General features: G+C 70.1%; 15 protein-coding genes. 8 read left to right on the top strand and 7 right to left on the bottom strand.

All coding sequences use genetic code 11. From position 1 onward, the window contains the following. Positions 1–87: 87 nt before the first annotated feature. Complete coding sequence (locus ACJMNC_RS08785; RefSeq protein WP_408947561.1) at positions 88–1014, bottom strand: LysR family transcriptional regulator; 927 nt, start codon at positions 1012–1014, stop codon at positions 88–90. Positions 1015–1098: 84 nt separating this feature from the next. Here ACJMNC_RS08785 and ACJMNC_RS08780 point away from each other — a divergent pair, with 84 nt between their 5' ends. Beyond that, complete coding sequence (locus tag ACJMNC_RS08780; RefSeq protein ID WP_408947560.1) at positions 1099–2202, top strand: TDT family transporter; 1104 nt, start codon at positions 1099–1101, stop codon at positions 2200–2202. Here the strand turns inward: ACJMNC_RS08780 and ACJMNC_RS08775 are convergent. Further along, a complete protein-coding gene (locus ACJMNC_RS08775) occupies positions 2193–2570 on the bottom strand; it encodes a hypothetical protein (RefSeq protein ID WP_408947559.1) in 378 nt (125 codons plus the stop codon). The genes ACJMNC_RS08780 and ACJMNC_RS08775 overlap by 10 nt on opposite strands. Positions 2571–2582: 12 nt before the next feature. Continuing rightward, on the bottom strand, positions 2583–3761 hold the full coding sequence (locus ACJMNC_RS08770) for a Rieske 2Fe-2S domain-containing protein (protein ID WP_408947558.1): 1179 nt from the start codon (positions 3759–3761) through the stop codon (positions 2583–2585). A gap of 187 nt (positions 3762–3948) precedes the next feature. On the opposite strand from ACJMNC_RS08770, the gene hsaA reads away from it, so the two are divergent. The 7 genes from hsaA to ACJMNC_RS08735 all read left to right on the top strand — a co-directional run bounded on the left by hsaA (position 3949) and on the right by ACJMNC_RS08735 (position 11302). Continuing rightward, positions 3949–5133: a 3-hydroxy-9,10-secoandrosta-1,3,5(10)-triene-9,17-dione monooxygenase oxygenase subunit gene (gene hsaA, locus ACJMNC_RS08765; protein ID WP_408947557.1), complete on the top strand. Its 1185-nt coding sequence runs from the start codon at positions 3949–3951 to the stop codon at positions 5131–5133. A gap of 59 nt (positions 5134–5192) precedes the next feature. Continuing rightward, complete coding sequence (hsaC, locus tag ACJMNC_RS08760; RefSeq protein WP_408947556.1) at positions 5193–6110, top strand: iron-dependent extradiol dioxygenase HsaC; 918 nt, start codon at positions 5193–5195, stop codon at positions 6108–6110. 5 nt (positions 6111–6115) lie between these two features. After that, entirely contained in the window at positions 6116–6691 is a 576-nt protein-coding gene (hsaB, locus tag ACJMNC_RS08755) for a 3-hydroxy-9,10-secoandrosta-1,3,5(10)-triene-9,17-dione monooxygenase reductase subunit (RefSeq protein ID WP_408947555.1), read from the top strand. Positions 6692–6776: 85 nt separating this feature from the next. Next, on the top strand, positions 6777–8009 hold the full coding sequence (locus ACJMNC_RS08750; protein WP_408947554.1) for a hypothetical protein: 1233 nt from the start codon (positions 6777–6779) through the stop codon (positions 8007–8009). Between the two features lie 48 nt (positions 8010–8057). Beyond that, positions 8058–8855, top strand: coding sequence for an SDR family oxidoreductase (locus ACJMNC_RS08745; RefSeq protein WP_408947553.1), 798 nt, complete (start codon positions 8058–8060; stop codon positions 8853–8855). Beyond that, positions 8848–9996, top strand: coding sequence for a sulfotransferase family protein (locus tag ACJMNC_RS08740; protein ID WP_408947552.1), 1149 nt, complete (start codon positions 8848–8850; stop codon positions 9994–9996). Before ACJMNC_RS08745 ends, ACJMNC_RS08740 begins: the two co-directional genes overlap by 8 nt. Before the next feature lie 52 nt (positions 9997–10048). Beyond that, the gene (locus tag ACJMNC_RS08735; RefSeq protein ID WP_408947551.1) at positions 10049–11302 is read left to right on the top strand and encodes an Nramp family divalent metal transporter; all 1254 of its coding nucleotides are present in this window, start codon (positions 10049–10051) and stop codon (positions 11300–11302) included. 48 nt (positions 11303–11350) lie between these two features. On the opposite strand, the gene ACJMNC_RS08730 is transcribed toward ACJMNC_RS08735, so the two are convergent. The 4 genes from ACJMNC_RS08730 to ACJMNC_RS08715 are packed head-to-tail and all read right to left on the bottom strand — an operon-like array spanning position 11351 to position 15539. Next, complete coding sequence (locus ACJMNC_RS08730) at positions 11351–12445, bottom strand: acyl-CoA dehydrogenase family protein (protein ID WP_408947550.1); 1095 nt, start codon at positions 12443–12445, stop codon at positions 11351–11353. Further along, positions 12442–13413: an acyl-CoA dehydrogenase family protein gene (locus ACJMNC_RS08725; RefSeq protein WP_408947549.1), complete on the bottom strand. Its 972-nt coding sequence runs from the start codon at positions 13411–13413 to the stop codon at positions 12442–12444. The genes ACJMNC_RS08730 and ACJMNC_RS08725 overlap by 4 nt, the downstream gene beginning before the upstream one ends. A gap of 3 nt (positions 13414–13416) precedes the next feature. Continuing rightward, entirely contained in the window at positions 13417–14619 is a 1203-nt protein-coding gene (locus tag ACJMNC_RS08720; RefSeq protein WP_408947548.1) for an acyl-CoA dehydrogenase family protein, read from the bottom strand. Continuing rightward, the gene (locus tag ACJMNC_RS08715; protein WP_408947547.1) at positions 14619–15539 is read right to left on the bottom strand and encodes an enoyl-CoA hydratase; all 921 of its coding nucleotides are present in this window, start codon (positions 15537–15539) and stop codon (positions 14619–14621) included. The genes ACJMNC_RS08720 and ACJMNC_RS08715 overlap by 1 nt, the downstream gene beginning before the upstream one ends. Positions 15540–15548 lie beyond the last annotated feature (9 nt).

The following is a 15548-nucleotide window of genomic DNA, read 5'->3' as shown; positions in this document are numbered from 1 at the left end:
GCCGGACGGGTAGAACGTGTTCTCATTACGAATTAGAACATGTTTCAGAACGACGATGCCAGCGGGTCGCGAGGTTCGTGCGTGCGGTCACCGGCGGGGCAGGGTGAGGAGGTGGTCGAGGAAGTCCTGCGCCGGCCGTGCCGCCGGGCGTTCGCCCAGCCAGACGGCCCGCAGCTCCCGTCGCAGGTCCAGTTCGCTCACCTCCACGGCCACCAGCCTGCGCCCGATGTCGGCGCTCACCGACAGGTCGCTGAGCACCGCAGGGCCGGCGCCGGCCGACACGGCGGAGATCACGGCGGCGGTGGTCGAGAGTTCCAGCAGCGGCTCGGGCAGGTCCAGGCCGCCGGGCAGGGCCCGGCGCAGCCGGTGCTCGAGGATCTGCCGGGTGCCCGATCCCTGCTCCCGGGTGACCAGTGCGGTGGCCGCCAACTCGGACGGCGAGACCGGACTGCGCCGGCGGGCCCACCGATGCTGCGGCGGCACCACCAGCAGCAGCCGGTCGTGGGCCACGACCCGGCTCTGCACGCCGGCGGCCACCTCGGGCCCCTCGACGAAACCCAGATCCACCTCGCCGGCCCGCAGCAGGGCGCAGGCGTGCTCGGAGTTGGTCGCGGTGAACGAGACCCGCGGTGCCGGGCCGGCCGCGGCGGTACCGGTGAACGAGACCAGCCAGCGCGGCACCAGGTGCTCGGCGATGGTCAGGCTCGCGGCCAGTCGGAGCTCCTGGTGCTGCTGCGCCATGCCGGCCAGTCCGGCGTCGATCTCCTCGGCCACGGCCAGCAGCCGGTGCGCCCACTCGGCGACCACCACGCCGGTGTCGGTGAGCCGGGTGCCCGACGCCGAGCGCACCAGCAGGGCCGCGCCCACCTGCTCCTCGAGGCTCCGCATCCGGGCCGACACCGCCTGCTGGGAGACGCCGAGCCGCTGCGCGGCGGCGTTGAAGCTGCCGGTGTCCTCGACGGCCGCGAGGGTCTGCCAGACGGCCAGGTCGGGCATCCTCGGACTCAGCACCATGCCGACAGGGTACAACCCCAGGTTGTAAGGGAGTGGGGTTCCGGCCGCTACCGCGCCGGGCCGCCGGGGCCGAGGCTGGAAACCATGATCCTGCACTTTCCGCCGAACTGGTTCGCCGCGGTGATGGGCACGGGAGTGATCGCGGTGGCCGCCGCCGGTCTGCCGTGGCACTCGCCGGTGCTCGACGCGCTCGGCATCGCGTCCTGGCTGGCCGCGACGGTACTCATGGCCGCGGTGCTGACCGGCACCGCGCTGCACTGGCGCACCGATCGGGACGCGGCCGCGGCGCACCGCCGCGATCCGGTGACCGCGCACTTCTACGGGGCCCTGCCGATGGCCGTACTCACCGTGGGCACCAGCACCCTGGTGGCCGGCCGGACGGTCCTCGGCCGGTCGGCCGCACTGGCCGTCGACCTGGTGTGCTTCTCCGTCGGCACGGTGGCCGGAGTGATCATCGCCGTCGTCGTTCCGTGGCAGCGGCTGCTGCGGGCAGAGCCCGGCCGGCCGTGCGCCGGCTGGCTGATGCCGGTGGTCACGCCCACCGTCTCGGCATCGGCCGCGGCCGTCCTCGCGGCCGAGCTGCGCCCCGGGGCCGGTCAGTCGGCGCTGCTGCTGATCGGCGCGGCGATGCTGGTGCTGGCGCTGGTGCTGACCGCCCCGGTGATGATCGTGGTGCTGCGCGGACTGTGGCGGAGCGGCTCCGGACCGATCGGGCTGGTTCCCACCTGGTGGATCGTGCTCGGCCCGCTCGGCCAGTCGGTGACCGCGGTCTGCCTGCTCGAGCGGGCCGGCAGCGGGCTGGTCGGCCGCACCGGCGCCAGCCTGCTGCGCGGACTGGCCCTGAGCTACGCGGTGCCGGTGTGGACCGCCGCGCTCGCCTGGATCGGCTGCGCCCTCGCACTCACCGCGGCGGCCGTGCGCCGCGGACTGCCCTTCGGGCTGTCCTGGTGGTCGTTCACCTTCCCAGTGGGCACCTTCGTCACCGGCTCGGCCGGTCTGGCCGCGGTGGAGGGATCGATGATCTTCGCCGTCAGCGCGGGGGCCGGATTCGCGGCACTGCTGGCGATCTGGTCCCTGGTGGCGCTGCGCACCTGGCGCGGGGTGACCAGCGGAACCCTGTTGCGCCCGTCGGTGCCCGCGGGCGCGCCCGCCCGGGTATCAGTGTCCGGACAGTCCGGTCACCAGTAGCCGTCCGGGTCGGTGTCCGGCGACTCCTTGGCGATGATGCCCTCGGCCACCCCGTGGTCGATGCTCGCCGAGAGCCGCGGGCAGGTCGGCAGCAGCGCCGAATTGCCGCCCTCGGCACGGATCTGCTTGATCTCGTTGCACCGGTCCAGGGCGTCGTCGTTCCACTGCACGCTGGTGTGGTGCGGGCTGGTCTTCTTCACCATCACGCACGCATGACAGGACCGGCACTCGATCGGGGTCATGCCACCGCGCAGATAGTGCTGTTTGTCCCGGGCGGTGGCCGCCGCGATGGCGGCCAGCCGCTCGGGGTCGGCGCTGTAGTCCGGGGCCTTGGCCCAGCCGGACGGCTGCTCGGCTGCGGTGGTCATGACGTGCCGGTCCTAGACCGAGGCGTTCTCGCCGGACTGGGCGGCGGCCTTGCGGGCGTCCTCCGCGGCGGCCTCCTCGGCCTGGATCCGCAGATTCTCCTGGATCTCCACATCCCAGGTCTCGAGCGCCTTAGAGGTGTCGATCTCGTACTCGAAGCGGCCGGTCATCTCCTCGGTCACGTCCTCGGCGTCCACATAGAACTGCTCGTACCAGCGGCGCAGCTGATAGACCGGGCCGTCCTCCTCGACCAGCAGCGGATTGTCGATGCGGGTCTTGTGCTTCCAGATCTCCACATCCTGCAGAAAGCCGACCTCGATGCCCTCGCTGATCTTCTTGGCCATCTTGGCGCCCTGCTCGTCGGTGAGGCCCTCCGGGATCTTGGCCATCACGCCGTACATCAGTACGAAGCTGTTCGCGTCGATCGGGTAGTGGCAGTTGGTCAGGATGGTCTCCACCGCGTACTCGCCGTAGTACTGCACCATCGGGTTGAGCATGTACGAGGGGCCGTAGTACGCCGCGATCGATTCGAGCCGGCTGTCGCCGTACGACGACATGATCGCCACGTCCGGACGGCCGTTGCTGTTCATGTACTGGGCGGCGGTCTCGCCCTCGAAGACGTTCTTGAAGTAGGTGGGCAGCGCGTAGTGCACGTAGAAGAAGTGCGCCATGTCCACCACATTGTCGATGATCTCGCGGCAGTTGGCGCCCTCGATGACCATCCGGTTCCAGGTCCAGCCGGTCCAGCCCTGCGCACCCACCTCGTCGAGGGCGGGGATGATGCAGTCCTCGGGCGGCGGATTGCCCTCCGGGTCGTTGTAGATGAAGACCTGCCCGTTGCGGGTCATGGTGTGCCAGGTGCGGGTCTTGGCCAGCTTGGGCTGCCGCTTGGCATAGGGGACCTGGGCGCAGCGGCCCTTGCCGTTCCACTGCCAGCCGTGGAAGGGGCAGGCGACGTTGTCGCCGCGGACATTGCCCTCGGCCAGGTCGGCGCCCATATGCCGGCAGAATGCGTCGAGGGCCTTGATCTCACCCTTGGTGTCGGCCCAGACCACCAGCTTGGTGCCGAAGATCTTCACCGAGTGGGGCTTGCCGTCGGTGTACTCGTCGATCAGTCCGATGCAGTGCCAGCCGCGCGCGAATCGGGTCGGCGGGGCTCCGGTGTCGATCTCCCGGATGTCGGTGCTGGTCATCCTCGGTCGCCTCCTCAGGGCTCGGATCGTGAGTGTGTCACAGACCTCAGTATGGCTCAGATCCGGCGCTTCGCCGGCTCTGGTGAGCTGTTCGTACTCCAATATTAGAACATGTTCCACTTTGGAATGAGAACGTGTTCTAATATTGGTGTCGACACAGTCGAATCCGAGACGAACAGGAGTGACCATGGCAGCTGAGCGAAGTGCGGCCGGACAGCAGGTACTCGACAAGGTCAGCGCCCTGCTGCCCGAGCTGGAGCAGCGTGCCCAGGAGATCGAGGACGCCGGTCGTATCCCCGAGGACGTCGTCGAGCTGCTCGCCGAGACCGGCTTCTTCCGGTTGCTGCAGCCCGAGCAGTGGGGCGGCTACCAGGTCGATCCGGTGACCTTCTACGAAGCGGTGCGCCGGCTGGCCAGCGCCTGCGGTTCGGTGGGCTGGGTCGCCGGCATCGTCGGCGTGCACAACTGGCACCTGGCGCTGTTCGACCAGCAGGCGCAGGAAGACGTGTGGGGCGAGGACGCCTCGGTGCGCATCTCCTCCTCGTACGCGCCGATGGGCATGGGCGAGGTGGTCGAGGGCGGTTACAAGGTCAGCGGCAACTGGGCCTTCTCCTCGGGCTGCGAGATCGCCGACTGGACCTTCGTCGGCGGCCCGGTCTTCAAGGACGGCCGCCCGGTGGACTTCGTCAGCTACCTGCTGCCGCGCAGCGACTACGACATCAAGTTCAGCTGGGATGTGGTGGGCCTGAAGGGCACCGGCTCCAACACGCTCGTCGTCAAGGACGTCTTCGTGCCCCGGCACCGGGTGCTGAGCATGGCCACCATGGCCAAGTACGAGAGCCCCGGCCTGGCCAAGAACACAGCGCCGGTCTACAAGATGCCGTGGGGCACAGTCCATCCCACCACCATCTCCACCCCGATCGTCGGCATGGCCTACGGCGCCTACGAGGCGCATGTGGAGCACCAGGGCAAGCGCGTGCGCGCCGCCTACGCGGGCGAGAAGAGCAAGGAGGATCCGTTCACCAAGGTGCGGATCGCCGAGGCCGCCAGTGAGATCGACGCCGCCTGGCGTCAGCTCAAGGGCAACCTGCAGGACGAGTACGACCTCATCCTGGCCGGCGAGGAGATCCCGATGGAACTGCGGCTGGCCGCCCGGCGCGACCAGGTGCGCGCCACCGCCCGCGCGGTGACCGCGATCGACACCCTCTTCCAGAACTCCGGCGGCGGCGCACTCCAGAACGGCACCCCGCTGCAGCGCTTCTGGCGGGATGCGCACGCCGGCCGCGTCCACGCGGCCAACGACGCCGAGCGCGCCTACGTGGCCTTCGGCAACGGCGAGTTCGGGCTTCCGGTGGGCGACACGATGGTGTGACCGGCCCGCACGGCCGAGCACCCGAGGCGTTCGAGACAACGAGACCTGAGAGTGAAGTGATGAGTGAGGATCTGAGCCCGATCCGGTCGCTGGGATACATGCGGATCGACGCGACCGACGTCGACGCCTGGCGTGAGTACGGCCTGAAGGTCCTGGGCATGATCGAGGGGAAGGGGACCACCCCCGGTGCGCTGTACCTGCGCATGGACGACTTCCCCGCTCGGCTGGTGATCGTGCCCTCCGACCGTGACCATCTGGCGTCGTCGGGCTGGGAATGCGCCGATGCCGCAGGGCTGCAGGAGATCCGGGACCGGCTCACCGCTGCCGGCGTCGAGTTCCGGGAGGGCACCGCCGAGGAGAAGACCGACCGTGCGGTGGACGAGCTGATCGTCTTCGCCGATCCGGACGGCAACGTCCTGGAGTGCTTCTGCGGAGTGGCCCTGCAGCACCGCCGGGTGGTCAGCCCGTACGGGCACCGGTTCGTCACCGGTGAGCAGGGGCTCGGGCACGTGGTGCTCAGCAGCGTCGACGACGCGGCCGCCCTGCACTTCTACCGCGATGTGCTCGGCTTCCGGCTGCGCGACTCCATGCGGCTGCCGCCGCAGGTCGTCGGCCGGGAGGAGGGTGACGAGCCGGCCTGGCTGCGGTTCTTCGGGTGCAACCCGCGGCACCACTCGCTGGCCTTCTCGCCGTTCTCCAACGGCACCGGCATCGTGCACCTGATGGTCGAGGTGGAACAGACCGACGACGTCGGCCTCTGCCACGACCGCGCGCTGCGGCGCAAGGTGCCCATGTCGGCCACCCTGGGACGACACGTCAACGACCTGATGCTCTCGTTTTACATGAAGACGCCCGGCGGCTTCGACGTGGAGTTCGGCTGCGAGGGCCGGCAGGTGGACGACGACGAGTGGGTCGCCCGGGAATCGACGGCCGTGAGCCTGTGGGGTCACGACTTCAGCATCGGCTTCCGGGGGTGAGCGCGATGGCTTCGCACGCGCCCTACGGCACCGCCGACTTCGATTCGCGGCAGTTGCGCACGGCGATGGGCCAGTTCTGCACCGGTATCACCGTCATCACCTCGCTGAGTGACGACGAGAACCCGGTGGGCTTCGCCTGTCAGTCGTTCGCGGCGCTCTCGCTCGATCCTCCGCTGGTGCTCTTCTGCGCCATGAAGACCTCCCGCAGCTGGCCGCTCATCGAGCAGCGCGGCTCGTTCTGCGTCAACGTGCTGTCCAACCGGCAGCAGTCGGTCAGCGCCCAGTTCGGTGCGCCGGGCGACGACAAGTTCGCCGGCATCGCCTGGGATCCGTCGCCGCTGGGACTGCCGGTGATCCGGCACTGCCTCACCTGGGTCGAGTGCACGGTGGACAACGTGCTCGACGGCGGCGACCACTACATCGTCGTCGGCCGGGTGCAGACCCTCGGCGACGTACTGCAGGACAAGCCGCTGCTGTTCTACCGGGGCGGCTATCTCTCCACCGAGCACCCGCGGGTGACGCCGGCCCAGGAGAGCCTGCAGAACTTCATCACCTGGAACGGTGGCGATCAGTGGCTCTGACCGGCCGATGACGAGTACAGGCGCTCAAGGGCGCTTTTCCCGGGGGATGCGACGGAGCAGGCGGGGAATGTGAAGGAGCAGTGACGTGACCGACCGGACATCCACCGAGCCTGCCGATGCGGCGGTGAGCGAAGGCTTCACCACGGCCGTCGCGGAGGCGGAGAAGCTCATCGCCACAGCCGATTTCATCGAGACCGACGCCGACCTGGCCGAGGGCTACGACTATCTCGCCGGTTCCATCGCCGCCGTCCTGCAACTGGCCCGGGCCCGCGGCAAGAGCCATCCGCACTTCGTCACCTCCACCGGTCCGTACACCAAGATGGGCCTGGACAATCCGGACACCCTCTACTATCACGCCACCGTCGAACCCGAGGGCACCTACCGGGTCCGCGGGCGCCGCGGCACCACCGTGGACCTGAGCTTTCAGGTACTGCGCGGCGACTACACGCCCACCGACGTTCCGGGCGGCGACGACGCCTTCGACGACAGGCGCATCGATCTCGGCCCGGACGGGAGCTTCGAGCTGACCTTCGGTCCGCCGCTGGCCGATCCGCCGGCCGGCTACGTGGTGCTCGGCGAGGGTGCCTCCATGCTCGCCGTCCGCGAGGTCTACGCAGACTGGCAGGGCGAGCAGAAGGGGTTGATCACCATCGAGCGGGTCGACACCGCCGGCACCGCGCCGGAGCCGCTGACCGCGGCCCGCGCCGCCCGCACCTTCGACATCGCCGGGAAACTGCTGCTGAGCCGGATCAACACCTGGTTCAACTTCCCGAAGTGGTTCTACTACGACGAGCCGGTCAACACCCTCACGCTGCCGCGGCGCACCCCCGGCGGACTGTCCACCCAGTACTCGTCGGTGGGGCACTATCGGCTCGAGGCCGGACAGGCCCTGCTGATCGAGGTGCCCGTGCATCCCGGCGCCGGCGCCGCCGACCCCGGCCCGCGTGTCTATCAGGGCTTCCAGCTCGGCAGCCTCTGGTACATCTCGCTCGACTACCAGCACCACCAGACGAGTCTGAACTCGGTTCAGGCGCAAGTGGATCCGGACGGCGTGATCCGGATGGTGATCGCCCACGAGAACCCGGGCGTGGCCAACTGGATCGAGACCACCGGACGTCGCCGCGGCATCATGCAGTTCCGCTGGCAGCGCGTCGACGAGGTGCTCGGTGAGGCTCTGGCGCCGAGTATCTCGGTGATCGATGCGGGCGACGTGGCCGCGCATCTGCCGTTCTACGACCACAACCGGATCGACCCGGCGGGCTGGGCCGAGCGCATCGCCGCTCGCCAGCGCGGCTTCGCGTCGCGCATGCTCGGCTGACGCCGAGCCGCCGCACCACCCGGGGGACGCAATGAGCAGGAGGCATGAATGACGGATGTGACCCCGACCGGTCTGCTGACCGGCAAAGTGGTGGCGGTCTCCGGTGTGGGCCCCGGTCTGGGCCGGTCGATCTGCCTGCGCGCGGCCGCGGCCGGGGCGAGCGTGGTGCTCGCCGCCCGCACCGCGGCCCGGCTCGAGGAGATCGCCGATCAGGTGCGCGAGACCGGCGCCCCGGCGCTGGCGGTGCCCACCGACATCACCGACGACGACGCCGTGGATGCGCTGGTCGATGCGACCCGGGAGGCCTACGGCCGGGTGGACGTGCTGGTGAACAACGCCTTCGCCATGCCGTCGATGAAGCCCCTGGCGCGCACCGACTTCCAGCAGATCAGCGACAGCGTCGAACTCACGGTGCTGGGCACCCTCCGGGTGATCAAGGCCTTCACCGAGTCGCTCAGCGCGAGCGCGGGGTCCGTGGTGAACATCAACTCGATGGTCATCCGGCACTCGGAGCCGCGCTACGGCAGCTACAAGCTGGCCAAGAGCGCGCTGCTGGCGATGTCGCAGACGCTGGCGACGGAGCTGGGGGAGAAGGGGATCCGGATCAACAGCGTCGCCCCCGGCTACATCTGGGACGACCAGCTCAAGTGGTACTTCGGTGAGGTCGCCGCGAAGTACGGCATCACCGCCGAACAGGTCTACGAGCAGACCGCGGCCCGCAGCGACCTGAAACGGCTGCCCGAACCCGACGAGATCGCCGATGCGGTGGTCTTCCTCGGTTCGCCACTGGCCCGGGCGATCACCGGGCACACCCTCGACGTGAATTGCGGTGAATACCATGACTGACCCCGATCGCACCGCCACCGTGGTGGGCACCGTCGACGATCTGCACGCCTCCGCGGCGCGCACCGTGGGCCTCGACGACTTCGGCGACGACGACTACCTGCCGGCACTGGAGGAGCTGCTCGCCTCGTACCGGGAGGACGCGGGCCTGACCGAGCTGGGCAGCAAGATGTTCCGGTACTTCCTCAAGGGAGCGCTCATCGCCCGGCTGCTCAGCGAGGCCGGCTGGAAGGCCGACCCCGGATACGCCGAGGTCCCGATCACCCGGCCGGTGTTCGTCACCGGTCTGCCCCGCACCGGCACCACCGCCCTGCACCGGCTGCTCGCCGCCGACCCCGCTCACCAGGGACTCGAGATGTGGCTCACCGAGTTCCCGCAGCCGCGGCCGCCGCGTGAGACCTGGGACGAGAACCCCGTCTACCGGCAGATCCAGGAGGGGCTGGCCCAGCATCACGTGCAGAATCCCGAGTTCATGGGCCTGCACTACATGGACGCCGGGGAGGTGGAGGAGTGCTGGCAGCTGCTGCGGCAGTCGATCATGTCCATCTCCTACGAGTCGCTCGCCCATCTGCCGCGGTACTCGCAGTGGCTCTCCGGGCAGGACTGGACACCGGCCTACGCCCGGCACAAGAAGAACCTGCAGCTGATCGGCCGCAACGACGCCGGCCGGCGGTGGGTGCTCAAGAATCCCAGCCACCTGTTCACGCTCGATGCGCTGCTGCAGGTGTATCCGGATGCGCTGATCATCCAGACCCACCGGGCGCCGGAGACCATCATCGGATCGATGTGCTCACTGGCCGCGCATGCCACCGACGGCTACTCGACGGTGTTCACCGGGGCGCAGATCGGCCGCAACCAGCTCGAACTGTGGTCGCGGGGTCTGCGCCAGTTCTCGCAGGCGCGCGCCCGGCACGATCCCGCACAGTTCGTCGACGTGCACTTCGACGAACTGCGCGCCGACCCGTTCGCGGTGCTCGAGCGGATCTACGCCGCCCTCGGCACCGAGATCTCCGGACCGGCGCGGGCCGCGATGACCGCCCTGGACGAACAGAGCCGCTCCGGGGACCGGCGCCCGCGGCACACCTACAGCCTCGAGGAGTACGGACTCACCGTCGACGACGTCCGCTCCGCATTCGGTGACTGAAATCATAAAGTTTCGGTAGACCGAAACCTTACTATCGCCTACCCTGAACCGGGTGAGCGTGCAGCAGCGGAATCCGGCGCCCCAGGCGCGGGTCGTCGGCCTGCTCGGACCGGCCTTCGTCGCGGCGATCGCCTATGTGGATCCGGGCAATGTGGCGGCCAACATCACCGCCGGAGCCACCTACGGCTACCTGCTGGTGTGGGTGCTGCTGGTGGCGAACGTGATGGCGGTGCTGATTCAGTACCAGGCGGCCAAGCTCGGCGTGGTCACCGGCCGGACGCTGCCGCAGACGCTGGGCGACTCGCTGGGCAGGCGCTCGCGGCTCGCGTTCTGGGGTCAGGCCGAGGTGGTGGCCGCCGCCACCGATCTGGCCGAGGTGATCGGCGGGGCCGTCGCCCTGAACCTGCTCTTCGGGCTCCCGCTGCCGCTCGGCGGCGTGATCGTCGGCCTGGTCTCGATGGCCCTGCTGGCGACGGCCACCAAACGCCGGCAACGGCAGTTCGAGACCATCATCGTCGGGCTGCTCGCGGTGATCGTGATCGGCTTCCTGGCGGGCCTGCTGGTCAATCCGCCGGAGGTGGGCGGACTGCTCAACGGAATGGTGCCGCGGCTGCAGGGCACCGAGACGGTGCTGCTCGCGGCGTCGATGCTCGGTGCGACGGTGATGCCGCACGCCATCTATCTGCATTCCTCCCTGGTGATCGACCGGCACGGCACCGACGACGAGGCGGCGCGCGGCGATCGCGGCCGCATCTCCGCCCTGCTGCGCGCCACCCGCGTCGACGTGGTGGTGGCGCTGGTGATCGCCGGCACCGTGAACATCGCGCTCCTGGTGCTCGCCGCGGTGAGCCTGTACGGCCGGGACGGCACCGACAGCATCGAAGGGGCGCACGCCGCCGTCTCCGATGCACTCGGCCCGGTGGTGGCTGCGCTGTTCGCGCTCGGCCTGCTGGCCTCGGGTATCGCCTCCACCTCGGTGGGCGCCTACGCCGGCGGCGCGATCATGGCCGGCCTGCTGCGCAAGCGGATCCCGATGGTGGTGCGCCGGTCGGTCACCCTGATCCCGGCGGTGGTGATCCTGGCCTGCGGCGTGGACCCGACCCTGGCGCTGGTGATCTCGCAGGCGGTGCTGAGCTTCGGTATCCCGTTCGCCCTCATTCCGTTGCGCCGCTACACCGCCGATCGCCGCCGGATGGGCGACTATGCGGACGGCCGGCTGCTGCGCGGCGCCTCCGCGCTGTCGGCGGTGGTGATCGTCGTCCTCAACGCGGCGCTGCTGATCCTGCTGATCCTCGGCGTCGATTGACGGCGCCCGCAACGAGGATGCAACAGTGCGCCCGGCGGCCCGGACGGGTCAGAGTTCGAGCAGGTCGACGGCGCTGTGCGGGGCGCCGAAGAGCAGGGCGTCGGCGCGGGCGCGTTTGAAGAACAGCCCGATGTCGTGCTCCCAGGTGATGCCGATGCCGCCGTGCAGCTGGATCGCCTGACCGGCCACCTGCGAATACCCCTCGGAGCAGTAGACGTGAGCGGCCGCCGCCAGCTCGTCGGCATCCGGGGCCGCGGAGGCCGCCGCGGCCACCGCCGCCGCCGACAGCGAGCGCATCGCCTCGACCGTGACGTACATGTCGGCCATCGCATGCTTGAGCGCCTGGAACGAGGCCAGCTCGCGCCCGAACTGCTTGCGCGCCTTCGTGTAGGCGGTGGTCAGTTCCAGGGCGCGGGCGGCCCCGCCGGTCTGCTCGGCCGAGAGCAGCGCCCAGGCCAGGGTGCGCAGCCGGTCGGCCAGGCCGGGAGCGCTGGCGACCGCCTGTGCCGGAGTCTGATCGAACTGCACGCGGGCCAGCGGGCGGGTGGGATCGAGCACCGGCAGCGGGGTCACCGTGACACCGGGGGCGTCGGCCGCCACCTCGTGCAGGGTGATCCGGTCCGGTCCGGCCAGCACCAGGAAGACGTCGGCGGACTCGCCGTCGATCACGTACTCGGCGGTGCCGCTGAGCAATCCGGCCTCGGCGGTCACCCCCGGCGTGTCCCAGCCGGCCGCGCCGGCCCAGCACACGCTGCCGATCGTCTCGCCCGAGGCCAGCCCCGGCAGCAGCCGGCGGCTGGCATCCTCGTCGCCCGAGAGCAGCACGGCGCCCACCGCCAGCACGGCCGAGGAGAAGACCGGGACCGGCGCGAGGGTCTCGCCCAGCGCCTCGACGGCCAGTGCGGTCTCGGCGAAGCTCGCTCCGGCGCCGTCGTAGGCCTCGGGTACGGCCAGGGCCGCCACCCCGACCTGCTCGCAGAGGGTCTGCCAGAGGTCGCGGTCGAGCCGGCCGCGGACGGTGCCGGCGGCCCGCACGGCGGCCGGATCGGATTGCCGGCGCAGTACGTCGCGGATCGAATCGGCCAGTGCCGCACGGTCGTCAGCGCCGATCGCCGCCGACGACTGCGCTCCAGCGGTACTCACAGTGCCTCCAGAATTCGCCGGCGGTGCCAGGCCGGGGTACCCCACGCGGTCAGCAGTGCGCGGGTCTTGGTCAGATACAGCGAGAGGTCGTGCTCGGCGGTGTAGCCGATGGCGCCGAGCACCTGCAGACTGCGCCGGGCCGCCAGATAGGCGGCATCGCCGGCGGCCACCTTGGCGGCGCTCACGTCCAGACGCACCGGCGTACCGTCGGGGACCAGCCCGTCGAGTCCGAGGGCCGCCCCCCACACCAGCGGGCGGGCCATCTCGACGGCGATCGCCACGTCGGCCAGGTGATGCTTGACGGCCTGGAACGAGCCGATCGCCCGGCCGAACTGGGTGCGGTTCTTGGCGTAGTCGGCGGCCAGCTCGAGCATCACCGACCCCAGACCGAGCAGCTGTGCGGCCGTGGCCAGGGCGCCCAGATCCAGGGCGGACTCCAGGTCCACCCCGGTGCCCAGCTGTGTCCCGGCGGTCACGTCGGCCACGCTGCGCGACGGGTCGACCGTGCGGGCGGTCTCGCCGGGCGTCCCGGTCCAGACGGCGCCGTCGGCGATCAGGTAGACAGCGGAGTCCTCGGTGTCGGCGGCGCGCGGAGTGACCGGGGCCAGTGCGCAGGTGGCCGGAGCGGTGCCGGCCAGGAGCTCAGTCAGTGCCGCTGAGGCGCCGGCCGCGACGAGCGCCGTGGGCACCACCGCGACGGTCTCGGCCACCGGGCCGGGCAGGCAGGCGCGGCCCAATTGCTCGGCGGCCACCACCATCTCGGTGGCCCCGGCGCCGCTGCCGCCGTGGTCCTCGCTCACCACCAGTCCGGTGATGCCGGATTCGGCGAGCTGCCGGTACACCGCCAGCGCGGGCTCGCGTTCGCCCTCGGCCCAGGAGCGGGCCAGTTCCGGGCCGCCGGCCCGCTCGGTGATCGTGGCGCAGGTCTGCGCCAGATCGGTGTGCATGTCATCGAGCAGAAAATCCATGTCTCACCGGTCTCCACGGGGCAGGCCGAGCAGCCGCTCGGCGATCACATTGCGCTGAATCTCGTTGGTGCCGGCGTAGATCGGGCCGGACAGCGAGAAGAGGTAGCCGCTGGTCCACGGGTCGTCGAGTTCGGCGTCGGCGCCCTGCAGATCGAGCGCCGTCTCGTGGGCGGCGATGTCCCACTGCGACCAGAAGACCTTGTTGATCGACGACTCCATGCCCAGCTGTCCGCCACGGGCCAGCCGGCTCACGGTCTGATAGGTGGACAGCTCGTAGGCGCGTGAACCGATCCAGGCGTCGGCCACGCCCCGGTCGGTGGCCGCCGTCGACGGCACCTGATCCCGGCGCTCGCGCCAGAGGGCGAGCAGCCTGTCGGTGGCGGCGAGGAACCGGCCGGGCGAGCGCAACGACAGTCCGCGCTCGTTGGCCGCCGTACTCATCGCCACCTTCCAGCCGTTGCCGACGTCGCCGATCACCCCGGAGGCGCCCGGGTCGGCCGGGTCGTCGGGAACGAAGACGTCCTCGAGGAAGAGCTCGGCGAAGCCCGGCTCTCCGTCGAGCTGGGCGATCGGCCGCACGGTGACCCCGGGGGCGCGCAGGTCGAACATGAAGTATGTGATGCCGCGGTGGCGGCTGCGCTTGACCCCGCTCGCCTCGCTCCCGGTGGTGGGCGCCTCGGGGTCGGTGCGGAAGAGCCCGAATCCCATGTCCGCGAAGCTCGATCGCGAGCTCCACGTCTTCTGGCCGTTGAGCAGCCAGCCGCCCTCGGTGCGGGTGGCGGTCGACCGCAGTGAGGCCAGATCGCTGCCGGCCTCCGGCTCGCTCCAGGCCTGCCCCCAGATGTCGTCGGCGCGGGCCATGCGCGGCATGATCCGGGCGAGCTGATCGGGGTGAGCGTGGTCGAAGAGGGTCGGTGCGAGCAGGAAGATGCCGTTCTGGCTCACCCTGCCGGGGGCGCCGGCCCGGTAGTACTCCTCCTCGAAGATCAGCCAGTGCAGCAGCGGCTCGTTCCGGCCGCCGAACTCGGTGGGCCAGCTGACCACCGACATCGAGTCGGCGGCCATCTCGGCCTCCCAGGCGCGGTGCGCTTCGAAGCCCTCGGCGGTGTCCATCGAGGGCAGCGGCCCGTCCGGCACGTGCTCGGCCAGCCAGGCGCGCACCTCCGCGCGGAAGGCCTGTGCGGCGTCGTCGAACAGCAGATCCATCACTGGCCTCCCTTGGCGCCGGCCGCCTTCATCGACTTGGCGTCCATGCCGCCGAGGGAATCGCCCGTGTCGGCGTCGTTGGCGGCGTGAGCGAAGTGGTGCCAGCCGAACACCGAGTCCATGGCTGTGCGCATGCCCATCTGGTCCTCGCAGATGTTGACGGCCTTCTTGCTCAGGAAGAGTCCTTGCATCGGCATCTCGACCATCTGGGCGCACAGCTCGTCGACCTTGGCGCCGAGCCGATCGCGCGGGACCACGTGATTGACCATGCCCCAGTCGAGGGCCTGGGCGGCGGTGAAGCGCTGCCCGGTGAACAGGATCTCCTTGGCGCGCCGGGCGCCCAGGACGTACGCGTGGGCGAAGTACTCCACGCCCGGAATGCCCATCCGGGCAACCGGATCGGAGAAGAAGGCGTCCTCGGAGGCGACGATGAAGTCGGCCGACCAGGCGAGCATCAGCCCACCGGCGATGCAGGCGCCGTGCACCTGGGCGATGACCGGTTTGGGGATGTCCCGCCAGCGGCGGCACATGCCCAGGTACACCTCGATCTCGCGGGCCAGACGCTGATTGCTGTCCAGCGGGGCGCCGTCGGCGCGGGTGTGATCCCAGTGCAGCGTCGCGGTGTTCTCGTAGTGGGTGTTGAAGTCGCGCTCGGGGGTGCCGATGTCGTGGCCGGCCGAGAAGTGCTTGCCCTCGGCCCGCAGCACGATCACCTTCACCGCGGGGTCGTCGACCGCTTTGCGGTAGGCGGCGTCGAGGGAATACGTCATCACCGAGTTCTGGGCGTTGCGGAAGTCGGGCCGGTTGAGGGTCACGTAGGCGACGGCCCCGTCGGGACCGCCCGTCTCGTAGGCGATCGGCGTCGAATCCGGTGTCAGATCGTCCGGGCCCAGCGGCGGGGGAATGACGGCTTCACTCATGCCTCCGAC

This window comes from Gordonia sp. VNK21 (assembly GCF_046098115.1).
Lineage (GTDB): Bacteria > Actinomycetota > Actinomycetes > Mycobacteriales > Mycobacteriaceae > Gordonia.
Note: the sequence above shows the minus strand (reverse complement) of the source record. Positions and strands in the feature narration are given on the sequence as shown.

Bases quoted from the DNA above. Each gene is read 5' to 3' on its own strand.
- ACJMNC_RS08785 (WP_408947561.1), bottom strand. From the start codon at position 1,014: ATGGTGCTGAGTCCGAGGATGCCCGACCTGGCCGTCTGGCAGACCCTC.
- ACJMNC_RS08780 (WP_408947560.1), top strand. From the start codon at position 1,099: ATGATCCTGCACTTTCCGCCGAACTGGTTCGCCGCGGTGATGGGCACG.
- ACJMNC_RS08775 (WP_408947559.1), bottom strand. From the start codon at position 2,570: ATGACCACCGCAGCCGAGCAGCCGTCCGGCTGGGCCAAGGCCCCGGAC.
- ACJMNC_RS08770 (WP_408947558.1), bottom strand. From the start codon at position 3,761: ATGACCAGCACCGACATCCGGGAGATCGACACCGGAGCCCCGCCGACC.
- hsaA (WP_408947557.1), top strand. From the start codon at position 3,949: ATGGCAGCTGAGCGAAGTGCGGCCGGACAGCAGGTACTCGACAAGGTC.
- hsaC (WP_408947556.1), top strand. From the start codon at position 5,193: ATGAGTGAGGATCTGAGCCCGATCCGGTCGCTGGGATACATGCGGATC.
- hsaB (WP_408947555.1), top strand. From the start codon at position 6,116: ATGGCTTCGCACGCGCCCTACGGCACCGCCGACTTCGATTCGCGGCAG.
- ACJMNC_RS08745 (WP_408947553.1), top strand. From the start codon at position 8,058: ATGACGGATGTGACCCCGACCGGTCTGCTGACCGGCAAAGTGGTGGCG.
- ACJMNC_RS08740 (WP_408947552.1), top strand. From the start codon at position 8,848: ATGACTGACCCCGATCGCACCGCCACCGTGGTGGGCACCGTCGACGAT.
- ACJMNC_RS08725 (WP_408947549.1), bottom strand. From the start codon at position 13,413: ATGGATTTTCTGCTCGATGACATGCACACCGATCTGGCGCAGACCTGC.
- ACJMNC_RS08720 (WP_408947548.1), bottom strand. From the start codon at position 14,619: ATGGATCTGCTGTTCGACGACGCCGCACAGGCCTTCCGCGCGGAGGTG.
- ACJMNC_RS08715 (WP_408947547.1), bottom strand. From the start codon at position 15,539: ATGAGTGAAGCCGTCATTCCCCCGCCGCTGGGCCCGGACGATCTGACA.